Genomic DNA, 23668 nt, shown 5'->3' with positions numbered 1-23668 from the left:
CCTCAGGCGGCGTTCGGTTCTGGTCCGCCGGGTTCGTGCGAGTCGTCTGAGGGTTCGTTGTCGGATGGTTCGTAATCGGGTGGGCCGATGAGCCATTCAATGTCGAACCATTCGTTTTCGAACGGTGGAACGTCGTCTAGGGTTCCGCTCTCGCGCGCCGGTTCGTTGACTGCTGGTGCGTCGAATAATTCGTTGTTGGGTGGGCGTAGGCGTTCGGGTCGGTGGTAGTCGTTGACCCGGGTTTGGCCGGTGTCCAGCTGCGAGGGCGGGATCCATTCCACGTCGTGCTCGGCGTTGATCCGGGTGGACCAGCCGCCGTCGCCGACCATGCGATTGTCCGGCCCACACGCCAAACCGAGGTCATCGACATTGGTGTTCCCGTCATCAGCCCAATCCTTGGCAGCGTGATGCACCTGGCAGCCATAGGCCGGCACGGTGCATCCGGGTTTCGTGCACCCCCCATCGCGGGCGATCAGCATGATCCGCTGCGCCGGCGAGGCCACCCGCCGGGTCCTAAACAGATCCAGCGCCGAGCCGGTCGCCTTGTCGAACACCGCCAGAAAATGGTGAGCATGCGCGGCCATGCGGACCACATCGCTGATCGGCACCACCGTGCCGCCACCGGTCACACCCACACCGGCGCAACTCTGCAAGTCCTGCAACGTGGTGCGGATGATGATCGACGTCGGCAACCCGTTGTGCTGACCCAACTCACCGCTTTCCAACACACTGCGTCCGACCGCGATCAGCGCATCATGCTGACGCTGCGCCAAACTCCGCTGATCGTTGTCGATCTGAGCTTGCGTCGGGGTCCCCGACACACACGGCTGCTCATCAACGGGGTTGCACATCCCTGGCGCGGCCCACTTGGCGAAAATCGCCTCATAAATCGCCGCCGCCTCCGGGGTGAGCGTGCCGGTGATCGGGCGCATCTTGTCACAACCCTGCGGCCCCATCGCCACCCCGCGGCGACGCTGCCGTTCGGCATCATCAGGTGCGGGTCCATCCTGATCCAGCAGAAACAGGATCCGCGCGGCCTCGTCGTTGAGCTCCTTGGACCCCAGCCCCACCGCGTAGCGCACCAGATCGACCTCGATCTGCGCGCGAGTCAGACTGTCGACCGCAGCCGGGATCCGACCCACCGCCTTGCGCACGACCTCGACATGTTCAGCGTTGATCAACCCGCGCTCTTGAGCCAACGCCGTAGCGGGCAACACCGGATCCAGCGGCTGCCCGGTCAACGAGCGCCGCGGACCCAACACTGCCGCCTCATCCAGGCGACGACCGGCCTCCGAGGTCGAGATGCGCCACCGGTTCGCCAACACCTGACGCCACGACTTGGCGCCCATCTCCTTGGCCGTCGTCTCGGACTGCAACCGCGCCAGCATGCGATGACTCTGCGCGGGCAACTGACACCACAGCGTCTCGAGATCGTCCAACGCCGCGACCAACTCGCCCTTGGTCAGTGCGTCGATCGGCAGCACGGCCAGCTGATCGTGCGCGGCGCGCAGCGCGGTCATCGCCGCCTGCACCGCCTTCGCACCATCCATAGCTCGAACATACATTCGAAGTCTAAGGGCACTCTAGAAAAAACCCCAAGAGATGTCTAAGGGTGTCCAGCAGTTCGTGTATCTCTGAAACTGTTGTGACGCAAGAGGTTCAGCGCTACACAACTAATCGCCGAGATCGGGTGCCCATGGACTGCCGTTGATGTGGCCTCCGCCGTCGACGAACAACGTGTTGCCCGTCAGATAGCGCGAGCCTTCGCCGGCCAGAAAAACCGCGACGGGTGCGATGTCGTCGTACGGGTCGCCCATTCGGCCCATCGGGTTGGCCGCATCGGCCACCGCTTCCAGTTCGGGGTACTCGCCGAGCGCGCGAAAGAAGGCCTGGCTCTTCGCCGCCGGGCAGATCGCGTTGACGGTGACGCCCGTCGGTGCCCACTCCCGCGCCGCGGTACGAGTCAGAGCCCGCAGCGCCTCCTTGGCCGCGTTGTACTCGAGCGAACCCATGTGTGCGTTGACACCGTTGAGGCTGCACATGTTGATGACTCGGCCCCAGCCCTTGTTCTTCATGTGCGGGAATGCCGCGCGCATCGCCCAGAACGGACCGTAATAGCCGACGGCGATGCCCTGCGCGAGTTGTTCGTCGGTCTTCTTCTCGACCCGTCCGATCCCGCCGCCGCCCCACGCGTTGTTCACCACGATGTCTATCGAGCCGTACGTCGACACCGCGGTCTGCACCGCGTTCTCGACCTGCTCGCGATCGGACACGTCCGTACTGACGAACGTGCCGCCGGCCGCCTGGGCGACGGCTTCGCCTGCGGCCGAGTCGATCTCTGCGACCACTACTTTGGCTCCCTCATCGGCGAAGCGTCGGACGATCCCCTCGCCGATGCCTGCGCCCGCGCCGGTCACCAGGGCTACTTTGCCCGCGAGTTGTCCGCTCATGAGCCCGCGATCCCCGATGCCAGCAGGTCGCGGGCCTCCGACTTTCCGTCCAGCGTGCGCGTCGTTCGTTCGACGATCTGCCATCGGTCGTCGATGAGCTTCAGCCGGAAGTGGTTGACTCCCGCGCGGGCGACGATGAACCCGTCGCCGCGATGGACCAACAGAATTGACTCGCACACCGCCACCGCGTCGAGACCGTCGACAGTCACCACCGCCGGGCCCAGAAAATGGCTGCAGCCCCGGTGAATCAGACCCTGATGGGCGTCGGAACGCACCATGGCCGCCACGTCCTCGCGACTGCGCATCGACCAGCCCTCTACGTCATAGCTCCCGTCAGTGGCCCACAGATCCGCCGCGGCGTCGGCCTCACCGGCGTCGACCAGCGGACCATAGGACGCGATCATCCGCTCGATCGCGCGCTCCTCCTCGATGCGCTCGAGCCGTCGCTCCAGCTCGAAAATCCGCTCGTCGTTCAACGAAATTCCTTTCAGCTAACGGGATCCCATGAGCTTTTCCATGAATTTGTGCGTGCCGAGCACCACCTTGACGCGATCGGGATCATTACGCCGAGCGACGTCGTCGCCGTTACCTCCCGCGATATGGATCGGGCCGTGGGCGAGGCGTTCGAGACCTTCTCGGGCGACGTCGGCCGGGTCGGCGACGCGCATGCCGGGCACGTCGAAGTTCAGCCCGACGCGCTCCATCGCCGGGGTGCGGGTGACGCCGAGCACCAATTCGAGCACGTCGACGTGGTGGTCGCGCAGCTCGAGCCACAGACTTTCGGCGAAGATGCGTCCGAACGCCTTCACGCCGCCATACACGGTGTGCCGCATCGAGCCGAGGTAGCCGGCCATCGAGCCGACCATCAGAATGCCGCCGCGCTGACGTGAGCGCATCGGCCTGCCGAAGTGCTGCACCAACGCCAGCATGGTGCCGATGTTCAGATCGATGACGCGGCCGAACTCGCCCAGCTCACCGTCGAGGAAGTGCTCGCTGCAGGTGTTGGCGCCGGCGTTGTAGATCAGCAGGCCGACCTCGATGTCGGAGGTGGCCTCCTCGATCTGACTCACCGCGTCGGTGGACACCAAATCGACTGCGAGTGTTCGTACTTCGGCCCCCAGCGCACGGCAGGCATCCGCGGTCTCGGCGAGGGGTTCCGGCTTTCGGGCGATCAGCACGAGGTTGATTCCCGCGGTGGCCAACTGCCGTGCGAATTCCGCCCCGACGCCCTCGGATCCGCCGGCCACCACGGCCCACGGCCCATACTTCGATAGCTCTGTCACGCCCCTATCTTTACCTGGACTTCTGCAGAAAAGCCCTACCGCGTGGCGAAATCCGGTAACCGACGTCGAGGCTGATCGTCAGGCCCAACCCCTTGAGCTGGCGGACGCGCCGTTTGAACCGCGGTACGTCCAACCCGACGCGGTCGGCCAGATCCGGTGCGCGGACGGCCTCGTTGGCGGCGATCAGCTCGAGATACTGGCGCGTCCACGGCTCGGTCGCCGCGTCCCACCGGTCCAGCCGCGCGGCGATCGTGTCCACATCGTCGGCGGACAGGCGGTCGTCGGAAGCGAGGTCGGGCCGTTCATCGGGCGCGAGATAGGACACCGCGATCGCATAGGTGTGCCGGGCCGACCGCCGATCGAGGTCGCGCTGGGCGGTCGCGGCGTCCGGATAGCCAGCGGCGCGGGCCTGTGCGGCGGTGACGCGATGGCCACCGGGATATTCGGTGACGTCGTCGATTCGGATCGTGCCGGCCATGGTGCGTTGCGTTCCGCCGGCTTTGACCCTCGGCACATCCCAACGGCGGAGCACAAGTGTGATGCTGCCGTTAGCGATTCCCTCGGTCGTGTCGCGGTTGAGCAGCACGCTGCCGACCCTACGATCACCCGGTGGCTGACCGCTATGGCTCCGATGTTCTCGCATCCAACCCGCACCAGAAACGACCCCGCTCGACCGAGCTGGCGGTGGAGATCGGCATGGTCGTCGAGGACGCCCAGACCGGCTTCGTCGGCGCGGTGATGCGGATCGAGTACGGCCGAATGGAGCTCGAGGACCGCAAGGGCCGCAGGAAACCGTTCCCCGTCGGCCCGGGTTATCTCATCGATGGGAAGCCCGTCATCCTGACTCCGCCGAAGAGGTCCGCGCCGAAGGCGACGCGCACCGCGTCTGGCTCGGTGGCGGTATCCGACGCACGCGCGAAGGTGGCGTTGGCGAGCCGCATCTACGTCGAAGGTCGCCACGACGCCGAGCTCGTCGAGCAGGTCTGGGGCGACGACCTCCGCGTCGAAGGCGTCGTCGTCGAATATCTCGGCGGTGTCGACGATCTCGCCGCAATTGTCGAGGAATTCCGTCCCGGCCCCGGCCGGCGGCTGGGTGTACTCGTCGACCACCTGGTGGCCGGCTCGAAGGAAGCGCGGATCGCCGACACCGTACGACGCGGGCCCGGCGGCGCGCACACGCTCGTGGTGGGACATCCGTTCATCGACATCTGGCAGGCAGTCAAACCTGGGCGCATCGGAGTCGAGGCGTGGCCCGTCATCCCCAAGGGCACGGACTGGAAGAAGGGCGTGTGCAGCACGCTGGGCTGGCCGCACGCCCAGCAGGCCGATATCGCGAGGGCGTGGCAGCGGATCAGGGGCCGTGTGCGCGACTGGAATGATCTCGAGCCCGCACTGATCGGACGGGTCGAGGAACTGATCGACTTCGTGACACAACCCGGCGTCTGAGCCGCGTGGTAAGCAGAGAGCGTGGCCGACGGTCTGTTTGACGTCCCCGGCGAGGAGAGGTCGTCGGGGGTTGCTCCCGTCGGCGCGTCTACGCCGTTGGCGGTGCGGATGCGGCCCGCGACGCTGGACGAGGTCGTCGGACAGGACCATCTGCTCCAGCCCGGTTCGCCGCTGCGCCGGATGGTCGAGGGTTCGGGGGCGGCATCGGTCATCCTCTACGGCCCGCCGGGCACCGGTAAGACGACGCTCGCATCGATGATCTCGCAGGCGACCGGCCGCCGTTTCGAGGCGCTGTCGGCGCTGTCGGCCGGTGTGAAAGAGGTCCGTGCCGTCATAGAAAAGGCACGCGTGGCCATCCTTCATCACGGCGAGCAGACCGTGCTGTTCATCGACGAGGTGCATCGGTTCTCCAAAACCCAACAGGACGCACTGTTGTCCGCCGTCGAGAACCGCGTCGTGCTGCTCGTCGCTGCCACCACCGAGAACCCGTCGTTCTCCGTTGTCGCACCGCTGCTGTCGCGATCGTTGATCCTTCAGCTGCAGCCACTCGACGCCGACGCCGTGCGCACCGTGGTGCGCCGCGCGATCGACGACGAGCGTGGCCTCGGCGGCAAGGTCAAGGTCGACGACGACGCCGTCGAACTGCTGGTGCAGTTGTCGGCCGGCGACGCCCGTCGCGCGCTGACGGCACTCGAGGTCGCGTCCGAAGCAGGGGATGTGACCGTCGAGGTCATCGAACAATCGCTGGACAAGGCCGCCGTGCGCTACGACCGCGACGGCGACCAGCATTACGACGTCATCAGCGCGTTCATCAAGTCGGTCCGCGGCTCCGACGTCGACGCTGCCCTGCACTACCTGTCCCGGATGCTGGTCGCGGGGGAGGACCCGCGGTTCGTCGCGAGGAGGCTCATGATTCTCGCGAGCGAGGACATCGGCATGGCCGATCCGACGTCACTCCAGATCGCCGTCGCCGCAGCTCAGACCGTCCAACTCATCGGCATGCCAGAAGGCCAGCTCACGCTTGCCCATGCCACCGTCCACCTGGCGACCGCACCTAAGTCCAACGCCGTCACCACTGCGCTTGGCAAGGCGATGGGTGACATCCGGGCCGGCAAGGCGGGTCAAGTGCCCACGCATCTGCGCGACGGTCACTACTCCGGCGCCGAGAAGCTGGGCAACGCGATCGGGTACAAGTACGCGCACGACGACCCCGATGGTGTTGTGCCCCAGCAGTATCCGCCCGACGAGCTGGTCGGCATCGACTACTACCAGCCCACCACCCACGGCGCCGAGCGTGAGATCGCGACGCGCCTGGACAAGCTGCGCGCGATCATCCGCAAGAAGCGCTAATACCCACCCTTGACAGGCGCTGCATACCGTCCTACGTTGGTATTCAACCGAAGCATTGATCAAACGCAAGGTTGATAATGGAGAGTGATGGCGATGCGGACGCGCAGCTCGACCGCGCCTTCCTGGCACTCGCGGACCCGGTCCGGCGCACGATCGTGGCGCGGTTGTCCAGAGGACCAGCCACGGTCAACGAATTGGCCGCACCGTTCGACATCACCAAACAGGCGGTGTCCAAGCACATTCAGGTGCTCGAGCACGCGGGTCTCGTCACCAGGACCCGTGACGCGCAGCGACGTCCGGTTCACCTCGACGCTGCCGCATTGGAGCGGCTGACCGCATGGATCGACCGATATCGGCTTGACGCCGAACGCAGTTACCGCCGGCTGGACACCCTGCTGGCATCGATCACTGACAAGAAAGGAAACAAGAAATGACGAACGCATTGGACCTCAACGCCCCGGTCGACACGCTGGCCATGGAGTTCACCCGCGAGTTCGATGCCCCCGTGGAGGCGCTTTTCCGGGCGCACGCCGAACCCGAGCTGATGAAGCAGTGGCTCGGCCCGCACGGTCTCGAGATGGAGATCAGCGAGTGGAACTTCACAAGCCATGGCGGCTATCGCTACACGCACTCCAATGACGAGGGCACGTTCGGCTTCAACGGCACGTTCCACACCGTGCGGGACAACGAGTTCATCCTGCAGACCTTCGAATTCGAGGGCGCTCCCGATATGGTCAACATCGAGTACCTGTGGTTCGAGGACCTCGGCAACGGCCGTTCGCGCCTACGCGGCCGCTCGATCTGCCCCAATACCGACGCGCGCGACGCCTTCCTGTCCTCCGGGATGGAAGGCGGGATGACCGAGGGCTACGAGAAGCTCGATGCGCTGCTCAAGAGCCTCTGATGAATTGGACGCTGGAAGTGGTGGTGGTTCCGGTCGACAGCCAGAACGGTGGGGTTGAGCGGGCCATCGCCTTCTACCGTGATCAGCTCGGCTTCGCTCTCGATCACCACACCCAAGCTCCCGGCATGGACTTCGCCCAACTCACGCCGCCGGGCTCGGGTTGCTCGATCGTCATCGGAGAACTTCCGGGCGGACCGGCAATGCCGCCGGGCTCGCTCAAGGGTCTCCAACTTGTCGTCGCCGACGCCTACCGCGCAAGGGAGGAACTGCTTGCCCGCGGGGTGAAGGTGGGGGAGATCAACGTCATCGACGAACGTGACGGCGGAACGCTATTCGAATTCGCCGACCCAGACGGCAATACGTGGATCGTGCAACAAATCAAGGCGCGCGCGTCCTAACTGCAGAGAGGAGCGATCCCGGCTGCAGGGGTTCAGCCGGGATCGCTAGTCGGGTGGTACGCGGTCAGCGCATCAAGCCCGAACGTCGACGGCCCACCACACCGGTGTGCCGGCGTCCCATCAACGCCGAAACAAGCGCGACGCCGATTACGGCCACGACGAGCTGAACGAGCAACTCTCCCCAGTCGACGCCGGGTGTTGCGGTTGAAATGCCAAGCTGCTGGGCAAGCCACGTACCGATCAACGCGGCGACGATGCCGACCAGGATCGTGACAAGCATCCCGATGGGCTGCTTACCCGGTAGCAGCAGCCGGGCCAGTACGCCAATTACGACGCCGATGAGTATTGCGGTGATGATGCCGGTGATGGTCACGATGCCTCCAAGGTCGTGTCGGTCGGGCTGTTGCGTAGATCACCCGGGTGAATCAGCGATACCCCAGCCCCTGAGGTAATAAACGCTCGCGTCAATCCCGGCGAACGCTCGTAGGCTCGATGCCGTGGACACCGACGTACTCGATATCGACACCGCCCGGCGCCGCATCGTCGACCTGACCGAGGCCGTGCGGGCTTTCTGCGGCGCACACCAGGACGGCCTGTGCAATGTGTTCGTCCCACACGCCACCGCCGGCGTCGCGATCATCGAAACCGGCGCCGGGTCCGATGACGACCTCCTGGACACGCTCGAACGTCTGCTGCCGCGCGATGATCGTTACCGCCACGCCCACGGTGCACCGGGGCACGGGGCCGATCACGTGCTGCCCGCTCTGGTGTCGCCGTCCGTGACGGTGCCCGTGCAGGGCGGGAAGCCGCTGCTCGGCACGTGGCAGAGCATCGTGCTTGTCGATTTGAACAGCGACAATCCGCAGCGCAAGGTGCGGTTGAGCTTTATCGGCGCCTGACCGGCACTCGACGCGGTGCCGGTTCGTTGGCCTGTTAGGCGCGAGAACCGCGACCGGTACTGTGGTGCGGTCGAATAGTCGCAGGTAATTGCGGAAGCCACCCATACGAGCCACCCATAGAACTAGGAACAGTAAGAACGTGCAGACACACGAGATCAGGAAGCGTTTCCTCGATCACTTCGTGAAGGCGGGCCACACCGAGGTCCCGAGTGCCTCGGTGATTCTCGACGACCCCAACCTGCTGTTCGTCAATGCCGGCATGGTGCAGTTCGTGCCCTACTTCCTCGGGCAGCGCACCCCACCATGGGACCGGGCAGTGAGCGTTCAGAAGTGCATCCGCACCCCGGACATCGACGAGGTCGGTATCACCACTCGGCACAACACCTTCTTTCAGATGGCCGGCAACTTCAGCTTCGGCGACTACTTCAAGAAGGGCGCCATCGAGTTCGCGTGGACTCTGCTGACGAACCCCGTCGAGCAGGGTGGGTACGGCATGGATCCCGAAAAAATCTGGGCGACGGTCTATCTCGATGATGACGAGGCGATCGGGCTGTGGCAGGAAGTCGCCGGTATGCCGCTCGAGCGCATCCAGCGCCGCGGCATGGCCGACAACTATTGGTCGATGGGCATCCCTGGCCCGTGCGGTCCGTCGTCGGAGATCTACTACGACCGCGGACCCGAGTACGGCATCGAGGGTGGGCCCGAGGCCAACGAGGACCGCTACATCGAGATCTGGAATCTCGTGTTCATGCAGAACGAACGCGGCGAGGGCACGTCCAAGGAGAACTTCGAGATACTCGGCCCGCTGCCGCGCAAGAACATCGACACCGGCATGGGCGTCGAGCGGGTGGCCTGCCTGCTGCAGGACGTCGACAACGTCTATGAAACCGATCTGCTGCGTCCGGTGATCGAGTTGGTCGCCGCCGTCGCCCCGCGTGGGTACGGCCAGGGCAACCACGAAGACGACGTCCGCTACCGCATCATCGCCGATCACAGCCGTACCGCGGCGATCATCATCGGCGACGGGATCAGCCCGGGGAACGAGGGGCGCGGCTACGTGCTGCGCCGGTTGCTGCGCCGGATCATCCGCGCCGCGAAGCTGCTGGGTGTCGAACAGCCGATCGTGGCCGACCTGATGGTGACGGTGCGCGACGCGATGGGCCCGTCGTACCCGGAACTGGTCACCGACTTTGATCGCATCCAGCGCATCGCGGTCGCAGAGGAGACGGCGTTCAACCGGACACTCGCGTCGGGCTCACGGCTGTTCGACGAGGCGGCCACGGTGACGCGTGCCGCTGGAAAGTCCATGTTGTCCGGATCCGACGCGTTCACGCTGCACGACACGTACGGCTTCCCGCTGGAGCTGACACTCGAGATGGCGGCCGAGGCGGGCCTGTCGGTGGACGAAGAGGGCTTCCGCGGACTGATGGCCGAGCAGCGCCAGCGCGCCAAGGCCGATGCGGCCGCCCGCAAGCAGGCGCACTCCGATCTGTCGGCGTACCGCGATCTCGTCGACGCCGGGCCAACCGAGTTCACCGGCTTCGACGAATTGACCACCGAGGCAAGAATTCTCGGCATCTTCGTCGACGGTAAGCGAGTGCCCGTCATCGGCCACGGCGCGCAGGACGCCGACCGCGTCGAGCTGGTCCTCGATCGCAGCCCCTTCTATGCGGAGTCCGGCGGACAGATCGCAGACGAGGGCACGATCACCGGTGCGGGCGCGTCCGCTGCGGCCAAGGCCGCGGTGACCGACGTACAGAAGATCGCGAAAACCCTGTGGGCGCACCGCGTCAACGTCGAATCCGGTGAGTTCGTAGAGGGCGACACGGTGATTGCCGCGGTGGACCCGAGGTGGCGCCACGGCGCGACCCAGGGTCACTCCGGAACCCACATGGTGCATGCGGCGCTTCGACAGGTGTTGGGCCCCAACGCCGTTCAGGCCGGATCGCTGAACCGTCCCGGTTATCTGCGGTTCGACTTCAACTACCAGGGCGCGTTGAGCGATGAGCAGCGCGTCCAGGTTGAGGAAGTGACCAACGAGGCCGTGCAGGCCGACTTCGAGGTGCACACTTTCAACGAGCAGCTGGAGAAAGCCAAGGCGATGGGCGCCATGGCGATGTTCGGCGAGTCCTACCCCGACGAGGTCCGCGTGGTCGAGATCGGTGGTCCGTTCTCCCTGGAACTCTGCGGTGGCACGCACGTGCAGCGGTCTGCGCAGATCGGGCCCGTGACGATCCTCGGTGAATCTTCGGTCGGCTCCGGTGTGCGCCGGGTGGAGGCTTACGTCGGCCTGGACTCGTTCCGTCATCTGGCCAAGGAACGCGCTCTGATGGCCGGGCTGGCCTCGTCACTGAAGGTGCCGTCGGAGGAGGTTCCGGCCCGCGTCGCCAACCTCGTCGAACGGTTGCGCGCCGCCGAGAAGGAACTCGATAAGGTGCGGCTGGCAAACGCGCGCGCCGCGGCAGCGAATGCCGCCGCAGGCGCCGAACAGGTCGGTAAGGTCCACCTCGTGGCGCAGCGGATGGCTGGCGGAATGTCAGCGGCGGATCTGCGGACACTCGTCGGCGACATCAAGGGCAAGCTGGGTAGTGAACCCGCTGTCGTCGCGTTGATCGCCGAAGGTGACGGCGACTCGGTTCCGTACGTGGTCGCGGTGAATCCGGCCGCGCAGGATCTCGGGCTGAGCGCCAACGATCTTGTAAAGCAACTGGGCGCGCCGGTGAACGGTCGCGGGGGTGGCAAGGCCGATCTGGCACAGGGCTCCGGTAAAGGTGCGGCGGGGATCGACGCGGCGTTGGTCGCGTTACGCGCCGAACTGGGCCGGAGCTGACCGCGTGCCGAACGAGCCTGACGATCGTCAACCTGACCGGCCGGGCCCCACGCTGCAGCCACCGGATCCAGGACGCGGCCGACGCCTGGGCATCGACGCGGGCAGTGTCCGCATCGGGGTGGCGGTCAGCGATCCGGACGGAATTCTCGCGACACCGGTGGAGACGGTGATGCGAGACACGCGCAAGGGCTCGAACAAGCACGTTCGTCGGCTGGCGACGTTGGTCGACGAATTCCACGCGGTCGAAGCGGTGGTCGGGTTGCCGCGCACACTTGCCGACCGGTCGGGTTCCGCCGCCCACGACGCGATCGGCCTCGCCGACCAATTGGCGGCACGCATCGCACCGGTGCCGGTGCGACTCGCCGACGAGCGACTGACTACCGTTGCCGCGCAGCGGTCTTTGCGGGAGGCCGGCGTTCGCGCCAAGGGGCAGAAATCGATGATCGACCAGGCCGCCGCGGTCGGCATCTTGCAGAACTGGCTGGATCAACGGCGCGCGATCGTGGCAGCGCGCGGTGACTTCAGAGACGAGGTCGGAGATGTCTGACGACTGGGGCCGCGAGCGCGTGGAGCCCAATTGGCGCAGCGAACGGGTGGAACCCATGGCGGTTGGCCCGCCACGGCGACGACGGACCCGCGCGGACCGGATGCGTGAGGCGCGCGGCAGGCGCAGGCGCCGGATGGCCAGTGGCTTGGCGGTCGGCATCCTGATCGTCGTCGTCATCGGCGTGGTGTTCCTCGGTTCCAAGCTATGGCACAACGTGTTCGGCACCGGTAGCGATTTCACGGGCGACGGTGTGAACGACGTGGTGGTCCAGGTCCACGACGGGGATTCCACGACCGCGATCGGCAGGACCCTAGAGGACCAGAAGGTGGTGGCCGACTCCGCGACGTTCGTCGAGGCGGCGCAGGGAAACGCCGCTATCTCGTCGATCCAGCCCGGTTTCTACAAGGTGCGCACCGAGATTCCGGCCGCCAACGCCGTTGAGCGGCTTGCTGATCCGGCGAACCGGGTGGGCAAGTTGGTGATTCCGGAAGGGCGCCAGCTCGACGACGTGCAGGACGTCAAAACCAATGCGGTCACCGATGGCATCCTCAGCCTGATTTCCAAGGCGACATGTGTGGACCTCGACGGTGAGCGTGAATGCGTCGCCGCAGAGGCGCTCAAGGAGTCGGCGAGCACAGCGAAACCGTCGGTGCTCTCGGTGCCGGAGTGGGCAGTCGGCCCGGTGAACGCGATGGGCACCGACCACCGCAGGCTGGAAGGGCTGATCGCACCGGGTTCGTGGAACATCGATCCGTCTGCGCAGCCGCAGGAAATCCTGTCGACGTTGATCGGTGCGAGCGCGGCCCAGTACGAGGCGGGCGGCATCCGCGAAACCGCAAAGGCGATGAACATGTCGCCGTACCAGATTTTGACCGTCGGCTCGCTGGTGCAACGTGAAGCCACCCCGGAGGACTTCGCCAAGGTCGCGCGGGTCATCTACAACCGGCTCGCCGAGAACCGCACGCTGGAATTCGACTCCACGGTGAACTATCCCCTCGACCGGATCGAAGTGGCCACCACTGACGGCGACCGTGGCCAGCTCACCCCCTGGAACACCTACGTACGGCCGGGCCTTCCGGCGACGCCCATCTGTTCGCCGGGCCAGCCTGCACTCGCGGCGGCAGAAAAGCCCGAGCCGGGGGACTGGCTGTACTTCGTGACCATCGACATGCAGGGCACGACCCTGTTCACCCGGGACTACGAGCAGCACCTGGCGAACATCGAACTCGCGATGCGCAACGGTGTCCTCGATTCCAACCGGTGAACGCGCGCGGTCCGCGCAAGGCTGCGGTGCTCGGGTCGCCGATAGCGCATTCCCGGTCACCGCAACTCCATCTCGCCGCGTATCGCGCGTTGGGTCTGGACGACTGGACTTACGAGCGGATTGAGTGCACCGCCGATCAGTTGCCCTCCCTGGTGGGCGGATTCGGGCCTGAATGGGTGGGGGTGTCGGTGACGATGCCCGGCAAATTCGCCGCCCTTGAATTCGCCGACGAGCGCACGACACGTGCCGAGCTGGTCGGTTCAGCCAACACCCTCGTGCGCGTGCCGACCGGATGGCGTGCCGATAACACCGACATCGACGGTGTCACCGGCGCGCTGGGCCCCATCGCCGGCCGAGCGATGGTGCTCGGGTCGGGCGGTACGGCGCCCGCTGTGGTCGTCGGCCTTGCCGAACTCGGCGCGCAACAGATCACCGTGGTGGCCCGTAACGCCGAACGGGCGGCACCGATGGTCGAACTCGCGACGAGGTCAGGTGTCGACGGGGACTGGTGCGCTATCGATGGCGCGGATCTGGCCGCATATGTCGCCGAGGTGGACGTCATGGTCAACACCGTGCCCGCCGACGCAGTGGCACCTTATGTACCGACGCTGGCACCCACCCCCATACTGCTCGACGCGATCTACGACCCGTGGCCGACCCCGCTGGCCGCCGCAGTCGAATCCGCGGGCGGACGGGTGATCAGCGGTCTGCAGATGCTGCTGAATCAAGCTTTCGCCCAAGTCGAACAGTTCACCGGTCAGCCTGCGCCGAAAGAGGCGATGAGGGCCGCGCTGAACTGACGTTAGCCTCGACGAATGGGGGCGGCCGGCGTCTGCGTGCTGGCCTGGTTCGTCGGGCTCAGTTGGTACGACATCCGGGAGCAACGGCTCCCCAACTGGCTGACAGTGCCCGGCGCTGTCGCGATCTTGGCGTGCGCCGCAGCGGCGGGACATGGCACATCGGCGTCGGCTGGCGCCGCATCGCTGTTCGCGATCTACCTTGTGCTGCACCTGATCGCCCCCGCCTCGATGGGCGCCGGTGACGTCAAGCTCGCGATCGGCATCGGGGCGCTGACCGGCGCCTTCGGTATCGATGTATGGTCGCTCGCCGCGCTGGGGGCACCACTGCTGACGGCGGCATGGGCCGTGATCGTCCGGATCGTCAGCGCGGAAAGAACTGTGCCGCACGGCCCCTCGATGTGCGTGACCGCTGCCGCGGCTACTTCTCTCGCCCTACTCTGATTCAAGCTATTGCATACCCGCGGTAGGTTAATGCATACTCTGAGTATGCAACTAACACAGCTGGACCTGAAAGACATTTCCGAGCGCTACTTCGCCGCATGGGCGGCCCATGATCCGGATGCGATCGTCGCCCTGCACACGCCGGACACTCGATTCTGGATGCACATGGGAGGTGAACCCGTCGTCGGTCGTGACGCGGTCCGTGCCACCTTCGCCGAAATCTTCGGCCAGTTCCCGAATCTCACGTGGGAGACCTACCGGGTGATCTTCGGCGAAGACCATTGGATCCTCGACTGGGCACTGATTTCCGGCGACATCCGGTTCGACTGCCTCGACGTCGTGAACGTGTCGCCGGACGGGCTCGTCACACGCAAGGACACCTTCGTCGACGGTATGCAGCTGCAGGCCGCGCTCGGGGTGACGAACGCATGACCACCGCGACGCCGGTCGACCAGCTGCCGTTGATCGATGCGCTGCCGGTCGAGCACCTCTTCGACATGCACGTCAACCTTCAACCGGCACAACCGATCACGACACCCGTCGGCGCCAGGATGACCTTCATCACGACCGGCGGAATTATCGAGGGGCCGAAAGTCCGCGGCGAAATATTGCCCGGTGGTGGCGACTGGCTGATCGTCGGGAGCGACGGCGTCGGGCGCGTGGACGTCCGCGCCACCCTGCGAACCCACGACGGTGCGCTGATCCACTACGAGGCACGCGGAATCATCAAGGTCCCCGCGGACGGCCTCGAGCGCCTGGCGGCCGGTGAGGTGCTCGGCTTCGACGAGACCTACGTGCGGACCACACCGAAATTCGAGACCGCTGATGAGCGCTACGCGTGGCTTTCCGCGCTGGTCGCCGTCGGTTACAACGTGTTGTCGCCGAACCACATCGACTACCGCATTTATCAGGTGTTGTGAACCGCTCTTGATGTTCGGCTATGGTCGGCCCGTGGCGAGGGGAGTGGCCAGACGAACGCAGGCGGAGCGCACCGAGGCGACGACCGCTGCGCTCGTCGACGCCGCACGCGAACTATTCGCCGGCGACGGTTACGACGCGACCTCACTCGACGCGGTGGCCGCGCGGGCCGGCGTGACGAAGGGCGCCGTCTATCACCATTTCGACGGTAAGCGGCAGCTGTTCGAAGCCGTGTTCAGCCGTGAGATCGAACAGCTGACGACCCCACTCGCGGCCGCGTACACGCGTAAGAAGGATCCGTGGGACGCATTCAAGGCGGCCAGCATTGCTTTCCTCGACGAGTGTCTGGACCCCGGATTGCAGCGCATCATGTTGCTGGATGCGCCCGCCGCGATCGGCTGGGAGGGCATCCGCCGGTTGGAAACTCCGCTGCTGGACCTGATGGAACTCGGGATCTCCCGCGCGATCGATGCCGGCCGTATCGCCACCAGACCGCCCGGCCCACTCGCGTACTTCCTCTTCGGTGCCACGTGTGAGGTCGCGATGATCGTGGCCCGAGCCGAGGATCAAAAGACCGCGCAGCGTCAGGCCGTCGCCGAAATCGGGCGGGTCCTGGACAGTCTCGCTATCACCTAGTGGTCGTCGCCCTTCGCGATCGCCGGATTGGTCAGCAGATGGTGGTCGTCGACCACCTTGGTCAGCGCGGTGACCCAGTGGTCGTAGTACTCCCAGTCGCCACGCTCGGTCTCGGGGGTGTTCTCCCATTGGCCGATCGTTTCGATCAGGCTCTGCTGGAAGTCGCTCCACTCGTAGTGGCCGAACTCTGAGAGCGCCAACGCCAGCCCGAATGCCCGGCGCTGCCATTCATGCTCGAACTGCGGCGCCGCCTGGTCGGTCGTACAGGTTTCGTGCAGGGTCATTTCACCGGTCCCGCCAGCGCCACACCCATCATGGACTCCGTCGTCACGAGATCCATCAGCATCTCGTCAGTGAAATCATCGGTGTCGCAGGGGCGTTCGGGGATCACGAACCAGCGCGAGTGTCCGCTGCTATCCCACACCTTGATCTCGGTGTCGTCGGGCAGGGCGACGCCGATCTCGCCGAGCACCTTGCGCGGCTCGCGGGCGGCCCGGGACCGGAACACCGGATCCTTGTACCAATAGGGCGGCAGACCGAGCACCGGCCAGGGAAAGCACGAGCAGAGCGTGCAGATGATCAGGTTGTGTATCCCCGGAGTGTTCGCGACGGCCTGCAGGTGCTCACCCTCTGCGCCCGCCATCCCGTCGGGCAGGTCGAGTTCGGCGATCGCGGCCGGGGTGTCGACGACCACGCGAGCGGCGAAGTCGGGGTCCGTCCACGCCTTCACGACGATCTTGCGTCCGTTGAGCGGTGTCATCTCCGACTCGAAGTAGGAGAGCACCTTGTCGACGGTCTGACCGGTGATCACCCCCTTTTCGATCAGAAGCGATTCCAGCGCAGCGACTTTGGCGGCGCTGGCGGCCTCGCGGTCCGCCGGGTAAGCGAACTGATCGCTCATTGGACTCCTTCCAGGTATGCCTCGAACAACTCCGCGTAGATGGTCAGCGCACCGGGTTCGGCACGTTCGCCGAAGAGTTCTTCGGGACTGAACGCGACGATGTAGATCGGCATCGGATCGCCGATGCCGTCACCGGTGTGGACGAAATAGCCGTAGTCGCCTTCGAAGATCCGCTCCACGGTGCCTTCGCGCTCCCGCAGATAGCCAGGCAACCGAGTGTGTGCCGCGGCAGGCACATTGGTGATCCGGACCCGGTCACCCACAGCGAACTTCGGGTGCGCGACGTCACGGCGGGGACTGTCGCCCTTGCGTAGATACTCGACCACCTGGTCGTCGATCGCGCTGTCCCGCTCTGGTGCAGGTGTCGCGTCTGCCACCAATTCGGCCTGCCGCGAGGACAACTCATCCTCGGTGACATATCCCTGGTCGATGAAGAACTGCGTGATACCGCCCAGCCACTTCTCGTAGTAGCGGAACTTGAAGTAGTCGAACGGATTCATCGCCTCGGCGCCGGTGCGCAGGCTGGCCCATGTCCACTCGTCTTTGAACGCCGTTGGCACATCGTCGATCGGATACTGCGGCAACGCCGAGCCGAGATGGTTCGACAGCCCCATCATCGCCACGTGGATGCCGAAGATTCGTTCTTCCCAGTCTTCGACGAAGACACGCTTCTCGAAGTTCAGCGGTTCGGGCAGCCCTTCCAAACCGCCGAGATAGTGCTGCAGTTTCATTGCGCCGAGCTCCCTTCCTTCGCGGCTTCCTTCGCGGGTTCACGGGTGAGGACTCCCGCGACGTATTCGGACAGCAGCCCGAACGACGCGCCGAGAAGGCATGCCGTGGCCGCGACGAGCCCGGGATGCGAAATGGAGGTCACCGTGATCGTGTTGCCGGTCCCGGCGACCGTCGACACGGTGCTCGCGAACCCGACGACGACCGCGGGCGTCGTCGACAGCAGCGGCACCCACGAGGCCTGCACCATCACGGCGCTACCGACGCCGACGGCGAGTGCGGTCACCCAAAGGCTGCCGCCCATCAGGTGCGCGGCGTACAGACTTGCCGAGGCGATCAGAACTCCGGCGAGGTTGCTCGACAGCGATCGCACCCACCCGGTGACCCCGCCCCCGACGAAGAAGAACGACGCCCACGTCAGGAAGACCACCCAAATCGGGACGGTGATGACCTCTGCGGTCAGTGCCACCGCCAGCCCTCCGAGCACCCCGATGCTCAGCGTCAACGCGGATCGTGAATCCATGTGAAGAAGGGTGACGCGGTGCTGTTTCCCAGCCGTGACGGCCACGTTGCGATTTCGGCGCGCAAACACCCGCTCAGTGGCGGTATCGGCGTGGAAATCGCGCCCGGTGAGCTGTGGGAAGATGGGACGCGTGTTGCGATGGACTACAGCTGGTGAATCCCACGGCCGCGCTCTGGTGGCCGTTGTCGAAGGCATGGTCGCCGGCATCCATGTGACCTCCGACGACATCGCGGGCCAGCTGGCCAGGCGTCGGCTCGGCTACGGCCGCGGCGCCCGGATGAAGTTCGAAAAAGACCAGGTCACGATGCTTGCCGGCGTTCGGCACGGCGTCACACTCGGCGGTCCGATCGCCATCGAGATCGGCAACACCGAATGGCCCAAGTGGGAAACGGTGATGGCGCCCGATCCGGTCGACCCCGCCGAGCTGGAGAACAGCGCTCGCAACGAGCCGCTGACCCGGCCGCGGCCCGGTCACGCCGACTACGCGGGCATGCTCAAATACGGTTTCGACGACGCCCGGCCCGTGCTGGAGCGGGCCAGCGCCCGCGAGACGGCCGCCCGGGTGGCCGCAGGCACCTTCGCGAGGGCACTGCTGCGCGAGGCGCTGGGCGTCGAGGTCCTGTCGCACGTCATCTCCATCGGCGCCTCCAAGCCCTATGACGGGCCGCCGCCGCAGTTCTCCGATCTGACCAGGATCGACGAGAGTCCCGTGCGCGCGTTCGACGACGCGGCCGCGCAGTCCATGGTCGACGAGATCGAGGCCGCCAAGAAGGACGGCGACACCCTCGGCGGAATCGTCGAGGTCGTGGTCCACGGTCTGCCCGTCGGGCTCGGTTCGTTCACCAGCGGCGACAACCGTCTCGACAGCCAACTGGCCGGTGCAGTCATGGGCATCCAGGCGATCAAGGGTGTGGAGATCGGCGACGGTTTCGAAACCGCACGGCGCCGCGGCAGCGTCGCCCACGACGAGATGTATCCCGGCGCCGACGGCGTGATGCGGTCGACGAACCGCGCCGGCGGCCTCGAAGGTGGCATGACCAACGGTCAGCCGCTGCGGGTGCGGGCCGCCATGAAGCCGATCTCGACCGTGCCGCGCGCGCTGGCGACCGTCGACATGGCCACCGGCGACGAAGCCGTCGCGATCCACCAGCGCTCCGATGTGTGCGCGGTGCCCGCGGCCGGTGTCGTTGTCGAAACCATGGTGGCTCTGGTCCTGGCGCGGGCAGTACTCGAGAAGTTCGGTGGCGACTCGCTGGCGGAGACGCGCACCAACGTCGACAACTACCTGCGCGCTGTCGCGGAGCGCGCACCGTCCTCGCCGCCGGTCCAGGCGTCGGGCTGATGGCGCCGAAAGCGGTGCTCGTCGGGCTTCCCGGGTCGGGTAAGTCGACGATCGGCCGTCGGCTCGCCAAGGCACTCGACCTCACGCTGTTGGACACCGACGCCGCGATCGAGGAGACCACCGGGCGCACCATCGCCGATATCTTCGCCGCCGACGGCGAGGCCGAGTTCCGCCGCATCGAAGAGAGCGTCATCCGGTCCGCGCTGGAATCTCATGACGGGGTGCTGTCCCTCGGCGGCGGAGCGATCACCACCGCAGGCGTGCGCGATGCTTTGGCCGGTCACACCGTGATCTACCTGGAGATCAACGCCGCCGAGGGAGTGCGTCGCACCAACGGTCCCACGGTTCGGCCGCTGCTGGCCGGCGGAGACCGCGGCGAGAAGTTCAAAGCGCTGATGCACCAACGTGTCCCGCTCTATCGGCGGGTCGCCACGCTGCGAGTCAACACCAACCGCCGCAACCCCGGCGCCGTCGTGCGCTACATCGTGGAGCGGCTGGAGAACCCCGAGACGTCGCGCCAGCACCGGCGCCGCCGTCGTCCACCATGGCGTCGTAGTCCGACGACGCTGACACCGGCCCCGACCACCGAGGCGCCTCCGTCGCCCGCGGAACTGGCGGCCAAGAAAGCTGCGGGTCCTCATGAGTGAACCGGTCACCGTCGATGTACACGTCGATCCGCCGTACCCCGTGATCATCGGGACCGGCCTGCTTGGCGAGCTGGAGCGCACCCTGGCGGGGCGGCACAAGGTGGCCATCCTGCATCAGCCGACGCTCGGGCAGACGGCGGAGGCTGTTCGGAGTGCCCTGGCGGACAAGGGGATCGACGCGCATCGAATCGAGATTCCCGACGCCGAGAAGGGTAAAGACCTCCCGGTTCTCGGGTTCATCTGGGAAGTGCTGGGCCGCATCGGTGTCGGCCGCAAAGACGCAATCGTCAGCATCGGCGGGGGAGCGGCCACCGACGTCGCGGGCTTCGCCGCCGCGACCTGGTTGCGTGGTATCGACATCGTGCACGTGCCCACCACGCTGCTCGGCATGGTCGACGCCGCGGTCGGCGGCAAGACCGGTATCAACACCGATGCGGGCAAGAACCTCGTCGGTGCGTTCCATCAGCCGGCCGCCGTGCTCGTCGACATCGCGACGCTTGAAACGTTGCCGCGCAACGAACTCGTCGCCGGTATGGCCGAGATCGTGAAGGCGGGTTTCATCGCCGATCCGGTCATTCTCGACCTGATCGAGGCCGACCCGGAAGCCGCTGTGGATCCGATGGGCAGCGTGCTGCCCGAGCTGATCCGGCGAGCGATCGCTGTCAAGGCCGAGGTCGTCGCGGCAGATGAGAAGGAATCGCAACTGCGCGAGATCCTGAACTACGGCCACACGCTGGCCCACGCGATCGAGCGGCGGGAACGATACGAATGGCGCCACGGCGCAGCGGTATCGGTGGGTCTCGTGTTCGCCGCCGAACTGGGCCGACTGGCCGGGCGACTGGACGACGACACCGCAGACCGGCACAAGACTGTGCTGACGGCACTGGGTCTTCCAGTCGAATACGACCCCGACGCGCTACCGCAACTGCTGGAATACATGGCAGGCGACAAGAAGACCCGTGCCGGGGTGCTGCGTTTCGTCGTGCTCGACGGACTCGGTAAGCCGGGTCGCCTGGAAGGGCCGGATCCGTCGCTGCTCGCGGCGGCGTACTCGGTGATCGGAAAGGGGGAGCAGCGGTGAGCGAAACACAGGCGACGCCACCACCGGCGAAGACCGTGCTCGTGCTCAACGGGCCCAATCTGGGCCGCCTCGGCAAGCGTGAGCCGGAGAAGTACGGCAGCACGACCCACGATGAGTTGGTCGCGATGATCGAAGGCGAGGCCGAGGATCTCGGCATGAAAGCGATTGTGCGACAGAGCGACTCTGAGGCGGAGTTGCTCAATTTCGTGCACGCGGCCGCCGACGCCGGGGATCCGGTGATTCTCAATGCCGGCGCGCTGACACACACATCGATCGCTCTGCGCGACGCCTGCGCGGAGTTGCGGGCGCCGTTGATCGAGGTGCACCTCACCAACGTGCATGCCCGTGAAGAGTTCCGGCACCACTCCTACCTCAGCGCCGTCGCGACGGGTGTGATCGTCGGTTTGGGTGTTCAGGGTTACGTGATGGCGCTTCGGTATATCGCTACCGTGAGCTGAAGCGTCCTGCTCGTTGGGCAGCCAGCCGGACAGGGGCGTTGTCGCTGCCGTAGCCGTCGTAATGGCCGCGCCGCTCGACGAATTCGAAGAAGACCGAGCCGACCGTGCGGGTGTAGAAGTGGATGAACTCGCCGTCGGGGTTGCGGTCGTAGAGCAGGTCGAGCTCGCGCATCGCCGCGACCGCGTCGGCGTCCACGCCGAAACGGCCCGCGACGTAGTCGTAGTAGTTGTCGGGGACCGAGAGGAACGCCAACCCCCGCGCCCGGGCGCGGCGCGCCACCTCGAAGACATCGGAGCAGGCGAACGCGATGTGCTGGGGCATCCCGGTGTCGTCCAGCACATGCGGTGCGACGTTGAGGGGCAATCGGACCGCCCCATCGACGGTGCGAATCACCTGACTGCGCACCAGCCCAGTCGGTGCGGCCACCTCGGTGGGCACATCGGCAGAGAGGCCGAAGATGCTCGTCAGGAAAAGCACCGCCTCATCGGCGGTCTGCCAGGGTTGCGCGAAGTTGATGTGGTCGATGGCGCGCACCGTGGTGGTCATGTCGAGCGGCAGCCCGTTCTCGAACTCGTCGACCCACGCCGGCGGCATTCCGGTCGGCGGTGCGGTGACCCAGAAGATCTCGGAGCCGTCCGGGGCGACGGCCCCACCCATCGGCTGCTCGGAGGCATAGGTGCGGCGGTAGGCCGGCGCAGCCATCAGGTCCTCGGCCCGCCGGGATGTCGCGTCGGCGTCGGGTACCTGAAGCCCTATCGCGGCGACCTGCGGATCCATATCTCGCGCTTGCTGTTCGTTGAGGACGACACGCGCGTCGCCCGCGACCCACAGTGACACCGGCTTGGTGCGGTGGCGGCCACGCTGGGTGAAGCCGAGCTGCTCGAGCAGGACCTCGACCTCGGTGGTGTCTTCGGCCTTCAGCTCGACGAAGTCAAAGCCGTTGGGAGGCTTGGCATCTGTCACCGAGCGCAGTTGCGTGTCGCCCGTCGGCGACTGCAGGGCGGCCACCTTGTCCTGCAGCCACACCAGAGAGCGAAGCGCGTGAACCGCGGTGCGCTCAGGATCTGTCTGGCGGAACGTGTCGTTGAAAACCTCCAGCGACAACGGTCCGTCGTATCCGGCCGCCAGCACACGCGATACGAAGCTCGTGAGGTCGAAGTCTCCTTCGCCGGGGAACAACCGGTGATGGCGGCTCCAGGACAGCACATCCATGGATAACGCGGGAGCGTCGGCAAGCTGGAGATAGAAGATCTTGTCTCCGGGGATGCTTTCGATCGCCGAGGTGTCATGACCGCGGGACAGGACATGGAAGGTGTCCAGACAGAGTCCGACCGCCGGATGGTCGGCCAGTTCGACGATGCGCCAGGCTCGGCGGTAGTCGTCGACGAAACGTCCCCACGCCAGCGCCTCGAACGCGACCTTGATGTCCATCGTCTGCGCCAGGTCTCCCAAGCGGCGAAGTTGATCCGCGGAGTATTCATCGGAGGCGACGGTCGCGGTGGCGACGTTGCTGCACACCAGGACTGCCCGGATGCCCAGCCGTTGGGCCGTGACGAACGTGGCTTCGGCGCGGCGGAGGTTCTCTGCGAACGTCGCCTCGTCGACACCCTCGATGTCGCGCAGCGGTTGGTAGAGGTCCAGTGATAAACCCAGGCGCCGGGCCAGGGTTCGGATTTCCTCGGGGCTGTGGTCGCTGGCGATGAGGTCGGGCTCGAAGATCTCCACGCCGTCGAATCCGGCGGCCGCGCATGCGTGCAATTTCTCGGTGAGGGAGCCGCTGATCGAGACCGTGGCGATGGACGTCTTCATGATGCCTCCAT

29 protein-coding genes and 1 pseudogene are annotated in these 23668 nt (G+C 65.9%); 19 read left to right on the top strand and 11 right to left on the bottom strand.

Annotation, left to right across the window (positions count from 1 at the left end; all coding sequences use genetic code 11):
• Nucleotides 1-2: 2 nt before the first annotated feature.
• The 5 genes from ACIA48_RS15050 to ACIA48_RS15030 all read right to left on the bottom strand — a co-directional run bounded on the left by ACIA48_RS15050 (nt 3) and on the right by ACIA48_RS15030 (nt 4319).
• Nucleotides 3-1565, bottom strand: coding sequence for an HNH endonuclease signature motif containing protein (locus ACIA48_RS15050; protein WP_396732523.1), 1563 nt, complete (start codon nt 1563-1565; stop codon nt 3-5).
• 108 nt (nt 1566-1673) lie between these two features.
• On the bottom strand, nt 1674-2450 hold the full coding sequence (locus tag ACIA48_RS15045; protein WP_396732521.1) for an SDR family NAD(P)-dependent oxidoreductase: 777 nt from the start codon (nt 2448-2450) through the stop codon (nt 1674-1676).
• The gene (locus ACIA48_RS15040) at nt 2447-2926 is read right to left on the bottom strand and encodes a nuclear transport factor 2 family protein (RefSeq protein ID WP_396732518.1); all 480 of its coding nucleotides are present in this window, start codon (nt 2924-2926) and stop codon (nt 2447-2449) included. Before ACIA48_RS15040 ends, ACIA48_RS15045 begins: the two co-directional genes overlap by 4 nt.
• Nucleotides 2927-2941: 15 nt before the next feature.
• Complete coding sequence (locus ACIA48_RS15035; protein WP_396732515.1) at nt 2942-3733, bottom strand: SDR family NAD(P)-dependent oxidoreductase; 792 nt, start codon at nt 3731-3733, stop codon at nt 2942-2944.
• Nucleotides 3734-3743: 10 nt separating this feature from the next.
• Nucleotides 3744-4319, bottom strand: a complete 576-nt coding sequence (locus ACIA48_RS15030) for a hypothetical protein (protein WP_396732512.1) — start codon at nt 4317-4319, stop codon at nt 3744-3746.
• Nucleotides 4320-4342: 23 nt separating this feature from the next.
• Here ACIA48_RS15030 and ACIA48_RS15025 point away from each other — a divergent pair, with 23 nt between their 5' ends.
• From ACIA48_RS15025 to ACIA48_RS15005, 5 genes are all read left to right on the top strand, one after another.
• Nucleotides 4343-5179: a DUF3097 domain-containing protein gene (locus ACIA48_RS15025; RefSeq protein WP_396732509.1), complete on the top strand. Its 837-nt coding sequence runs from the start codon at nt 4343-4345 to the stop codon at nt 5177-5179.
• Nucleotides 5180-5200: 21 nt separating this feature from the next.
• A complete protein-coding gene (locus tag ACIA48_RS15020; RefSeq protein WP_396732506.1) occupies nt 5201-6529 on the top strand; it encodes a replication-associated recombination protein A in 1329 nt (442 codons plus the stop codon).
• 77 nt (nt 6530-6606) lie between these two features.
• On the top strand, nt 6607-6963 hold the full coding sequence (locus tag ACIA48_RS15015) for an ArsR/SmtB family transcription factor (protein ID WP_396732504.1): 357 nt from the start codon (nt 6607-6609) through the stop codon (nt 6961-6963).
• Entirely contained in the window at nt 6960-7433 is a 474-nt protein-coding gene (locus ACIA48_RS15010) for an SRPBCC family protein (protein ID WP_396732501.1), read from the top strand. The genes ACIA48_RS15015 and ACIA48_RS15010 overlap by 4 nt, the downstream gene beginning before the upstream one ends.
• Nucleotides 7433-7831 (top strand): VOC family protein, encoded by a 399-nt coding sequence (locus tag ACIA48_RS15005; protein ID WP_396732499.1) that lies wholly within the window; start codon nt 7433-7435, stop codon nt 7829-7831. Before ACIA48_RS15010 ends, ACIA48_RS15005 begins: the two co-directional genes overlap by 1 nt.
• 64 nt (nt 7832-7895) lie before the next feature.
• On the opposite strand, the gene ACIA48_RS15000 is transcribed toward ACIA48_RS15005, so the two are convergent.
• On the bottom strand, nt 7896-8204 hold the full coding sequence (locus ACIA48_RS15000) for a GlsB/YeaQ/YmgE family stress response membrane protein (RefSeq protein ID WP_396732496.1): 309 nt from the start codon (nt 8202-8204) through the stop codon (nt 7896-7898).
• A 124-nt stretch (nt 8205-8328) separates the two neighbouring features.
• Here ACIA48_RS15000 and ACIA48_RS14995 point away from each other — a divergent pair, with 124 nt between their 5' ends.
• The 9 genes from ACIA48_RS14995 (at nt 8329) to ACIA48_RS14955 (ending at nt 16166) form a co-directional block, all read left to right on the top strand.
• A complete protein-coding gene (locus ACIA48_RS14995) occupies nt 8329-8730 on the top strand; it encodes a secondary thiamine-phosphate synthase enzyme YjbQ (protein ID WP_396732494.1) in 402 nt (133 codons plus the stop codon).
• A 139-nt stretch (nt 8731-8869) separates the two neighbouring features.
• Entirely contained in the window at nt 8870-11560 is a 2691-nt protein-coding gene (alaS, locus tag ACIA48_RS14990) for an alanine--tRNA ligase (protein WP_396732491.1), read from the top strand.
• Nucleotides 11561-11564: 4 nt separating this feature from the next.
• Nucleotides 11565-12107 (top strand): Holliday junction resolvase RuvX, encoded by a 543-nt coding sequence (ruvX, locus tag ACIA48_RS14985; RefSeq protein WP_396732488.1) that lies wholly within the window; start codon nt 11565-11567, stop codon nt 12105-12107.
• A complete protein-coding gene (mltG, locus tag ACIA48_RS14980) occupies nt 12100-13371 on the top strand; it encodes an endolytic transglycosylase MltG (RefSeq protein ID WP_396732486.1) in 1272 nt (423 codons plus the stop codon). The genes ruvX and mltG overlap by 8 nt, the downstream gene beginning before the upstream one ends.
• Entirely contained in the window at nt 13368-14171 is an 804-nt protein-coding gene (locus tag ACIA48_RS14975) for a shikimate dehydrogenase (protein WP_396732483.1), read from the top strand. The genes mltG and ACIA48_RS14975 overlap by 4 nt, the downstream gene beginning before the upstream one ends.
• A gap of 15 nt (nt 14172-14186) precedes the next feature.
• A complete protein-coding gene (locus tag ACIA48_RS14970; protein ID WP_396732480.1) occupies nt 14187-14612 on the top strand; it encodes a prepilin peptidase in 426 nt (141 codons plus the stop codon).
• Between the two features lie 45 nt (nt 14613-14657).
• Nucleotides 14658-15044, top strand: coding sequence for a nuclear transport factor 2 family protein (locus ACIA48_RS14965; protein ID WP_396732478.1), 387 nt, complete (start codon nt 14658-14660; stop codon nt 15042-15044).
• Nucleotides 15041-15532, top strand: a complete 492-nt coding sequence (locus ACIA48_RS14960; RefSeq protein WP_396732476.1) for a DUF3237 domain-containing protein — start codon at nt 15041-15043, stop codon at nt 15530-15532. Before ACIA48_RS14965 ends, ACIA48_RS14960 begins: the two co-directional genes overlap by 4 nt.
• Before the next feature lie 31 nt (nt 15533-15563).
• Entirely contained in the window at nt 15564-16166 is a 603-nt protein-coding gene (locus tag ACIA48_RS14955; RefSeq protein WP_396732474.1) for a TetR/AcrR family transcriptional regulator, read from the top strand.
• Here the strand turns inward: ACIA48_RS14955 and ACIA48_RS14950 are convergent.
• From ACIA48_RS14950 to ACIA48_RS14935, 4 genes are read right to left on the bottom strand one after another with little or no spacing between them, the layout of a single operon-like run.
• Nucleotides 16163-16450: a nitrile hydratase accessory protein gene (locus ACIA48_RS14950; RefSeq protein WP_396732472.1), complete on the bottom strand. Its 288-nt coding sequence runs from the start codon at nt 16448-16450 to the stop codon at nt 16163-16165. The genes ACIA48_RS14955 and ACIA48_RS14950 overlap by 4 nt on opposite strands.
• Nucleotides 16447-17067 carry a nitrile hydratase subunit alpha gene (gene nthA / locus ACIA48_RS14945; RefSeq protein ID WP_396732469.1) on the bottom strand — a complete coding sequence of 207 codons (621 nt, stop codon included), beginning with the start codon at nt 17065-17067 and terminating at the stop codon, nt 16447-16449. The genes ACIA48_RS14950 and nthA overlap by 4 nt, the downstream gene beginning before the upstream one ends.
• Nucleotides 17064-17798: a nitrile hydratase subunit beta gene (gene nthB, locus ACIA48_RS14940; protein WP_396732467.1), complete on the bottom strand. Its 735-nt coding sequence runs from the start codon at nt 17796-17798 to the stop codon at nt 17064-17066. Before nthB ends, nthA begins: the two co-directional genes overlap by 4 nt.
• On the bottom strand, nt 17795-18319 hold the full coding sequence (locus ACIA48_RS14935) for a DUF1097 domain-containing protein (RefSeq protein WP_396732464.1): 525 nt from the start codon (nt 18317-18319) through the stop codon (nt 17795-17797). The genes nthB and ACIA48_RS14935 overlap by 4 nt, the downstream gene beginning before the upstream one ends.
• Here ACIA48_RS14935 and ACIA48_RS14930 point away from each other — a divergent pair, their 5' ends adjacent.
• From ACIA48_RS14930 to aroQ, 5 genes and pseudogenes are all read left to right on the top strand, one after another.
• Nucleotides 18320-18475 carry a hypothetical protein gene (locus tag ACIA48_RS14930; RefSeq protein WP_396732461.1) on the top strand — a complete coding sequence of 52 codons (156 nt, stop codon included), beginning with the start codon at nt 18320-18322 and terminating at the stop codon, nt 18473-18475. It begins immediately after the preceding gene.
• Nucleotides 18450-19661, top strand: coding sequence for a chorismate synthase (gene aroC / locus ACIA48_RS14925; protein WP_396732458.1), 1212 nt, complete (start codon nt 18450-18452; stop codon nt 19659-19661). The genes ACIA48_RS14930 and aroC overlap by 26 nt, the downstream gene beginning before the upstream one ends.
• Nucleotides 19661-20176: pseudogene (locus tag ACIA48_RS14920) on the top strand (shikimate kinase); the annotation flags it as partial. The gene aroC and the pseudogene ACIA48_RS14920, both read left to right, overlap by 1 nt.
• A gap of 124 nt (nt 20177-20300) precedes the next feature.
• The gene (aroB, locus tag ACIA48_RS14915) at nt 20301-21389 is read left to right on the top strand and encodes a 3-dehydroquinate synthase (RefSeq protein WP_396732455.1); all 1089 of its coding nucleotides are present in this window, start codon (nt 20301-20303) and stop codon (nt 21387-21389) included.
• A 35-nt stretch (nt 21390-21424) separates the two neighbouring features.
• A complete protein-coding gene (gene aroQ / locus ACIA48_RS14910; RefSeq protein ID WP_396732883.1) occupies nt 21425-21847 on the top strand; it encodes a type II 3-dehydroquinate dehydratase in 423 nt (140 codons plus the stop codon).
• Here aroQ and ACIA48_RS14905 read toward each other — a convergent pair.
• Entirely contained in the window at nt 21834-23657 is a 1824-nt protein-coding gene (locus ACIA48_RS14905) for a bifunctional sugar phosphate isomerase/epimerase/4-hydroxyphenylpyruvate dioxygenase family protein (RefSeq protein ID WP_396732452.1), read from the bottom strand. The genes aroQ and ACIA48_RS14905 overlap by 14 nt on opposite strands.
• Nucleotides 23658-23668: the final 11 nt, after the last annotated feature.

It is taken from the genome of Mycobacterium sp. NPDC051804 (assembly GCF_044452905.1).
Lineage (GTDB): Bacteria > Actinomycetota > Actinomycetes > Mycobacteriales > Mycobacteriaceae > Mycobacterium.
This window is presented reverse-complemented; position numbering and strand designations above follow the sequence as displayed.

Excerpts from the sequence above, each read along its gene's own strand:
- ACIA48_RS14950 (WP_396732472.1), bottom strand. The coding sequence starts at position 16,450 with ATGACCCTGCACGAAACCTGTACGACCGACCAGGCGGCGCCGCAGTTC.
- mltG (WP_396732486.1), top strand. The coding sequence starts at position 12,100 with ATGTCTGACGACTGGGGCCGCGAGCGCGTGGAGCCCAATTGGCGCAGC.
- ACIA48_RS15005 (WP_396732499.1), top strand. The coding sequence starts at position 7,433 with ATGAATTGGACGCTGGAAGTGGTGGTGGTTCCGGTCGACAGCCAGAAC.
- ACIA48_RS15015 (WP_396732504.1), top strand. The coding sequence starts at position 6,607 with ATGGAGAGTGATGGCGATGCGGACGCGCAGCTCGACCGCGCCTTCCTG.
- ACIA48_RS14905 (WP_396732452.1), bottom strand. The coding sequence starts at position 23,657 with ATGAAGACGTCCATCGCCACGGTCTCGATCAGCGGCTCCCTCACCGAG.
- ACIA48_RS14960 (WP_396732476.1), top strand. The coding sequence starts at position 15,041 with ATGACCACCGCGACGCCGGTCGACCAGCTGCCGTTGATCGATGCGCTG.
- nthB (WP_396732467.1), bottom strand. The coding sequence starts at position 17,798 with ATGAAACTGCAGCACTATCTCGGCGGTTTGGAAGGGCTGCCCGAACCG.
- ACIA48_RS14965 (WP_396732478.1), top strand. The coding sequence starts at position 14,658 with ATGCAACTAACACAGCTGGACCTGAAAGACATTTCCGAGCGCTACTTC.
- ACIA48_RS15010 (WP_396732501.1), top strand. The coding sequence starts at position 6,960 with ATGACGAACGCATTGGACCTCAACGCCCCGGTCGACACGCTGGCCATG.
- ACIA48_RS15045 (WP_396732521.1), bottom strand. The coding sequence starts at position 2,450 with ATGAGCGGACAACTCGCGGGCAAAGTAGCCCTGGTGACCGGCGCGGGC.
- ACIA48_RS14970 (WP_396732480.1), top strand. The coding sequence starts at position 14,187 with ATGGGGGCGGCCGGCGTCTGCGTGCTGGCCTGGTTCGTCGGGCTCAGT.
- ACIA48_RS14935 (WP_396732464.1), bottom strand. The coding sequence starts at position 18,319 with ATGGATTCACGATCCGCGTTGACGCTGAGCATCGGGGTGCTCGGAGGG.
- ACIA48_RS15050 (WP_396732523.1), bottom strand. The coding sequence starts at position 1,565 with ATGTATGTTCGAGCTATGGATGGTGCGAAGGCGGTGCAGGCGGCGATG.
- aroB (WP_396732455.1), top strand. The coding sequence starts at position 20,301 with ATGAGTGAACCGGTCACCGTCGATGTACACGTCGATCCGCCGTACCCC.
- nthA (WP_396732469.1), bottom strand. The coding sequence starts at position 17,067 with ATGAGCGATCAGTTCGCTTACCCGGCGGACCGCGAGGCCGCCAGCGCC.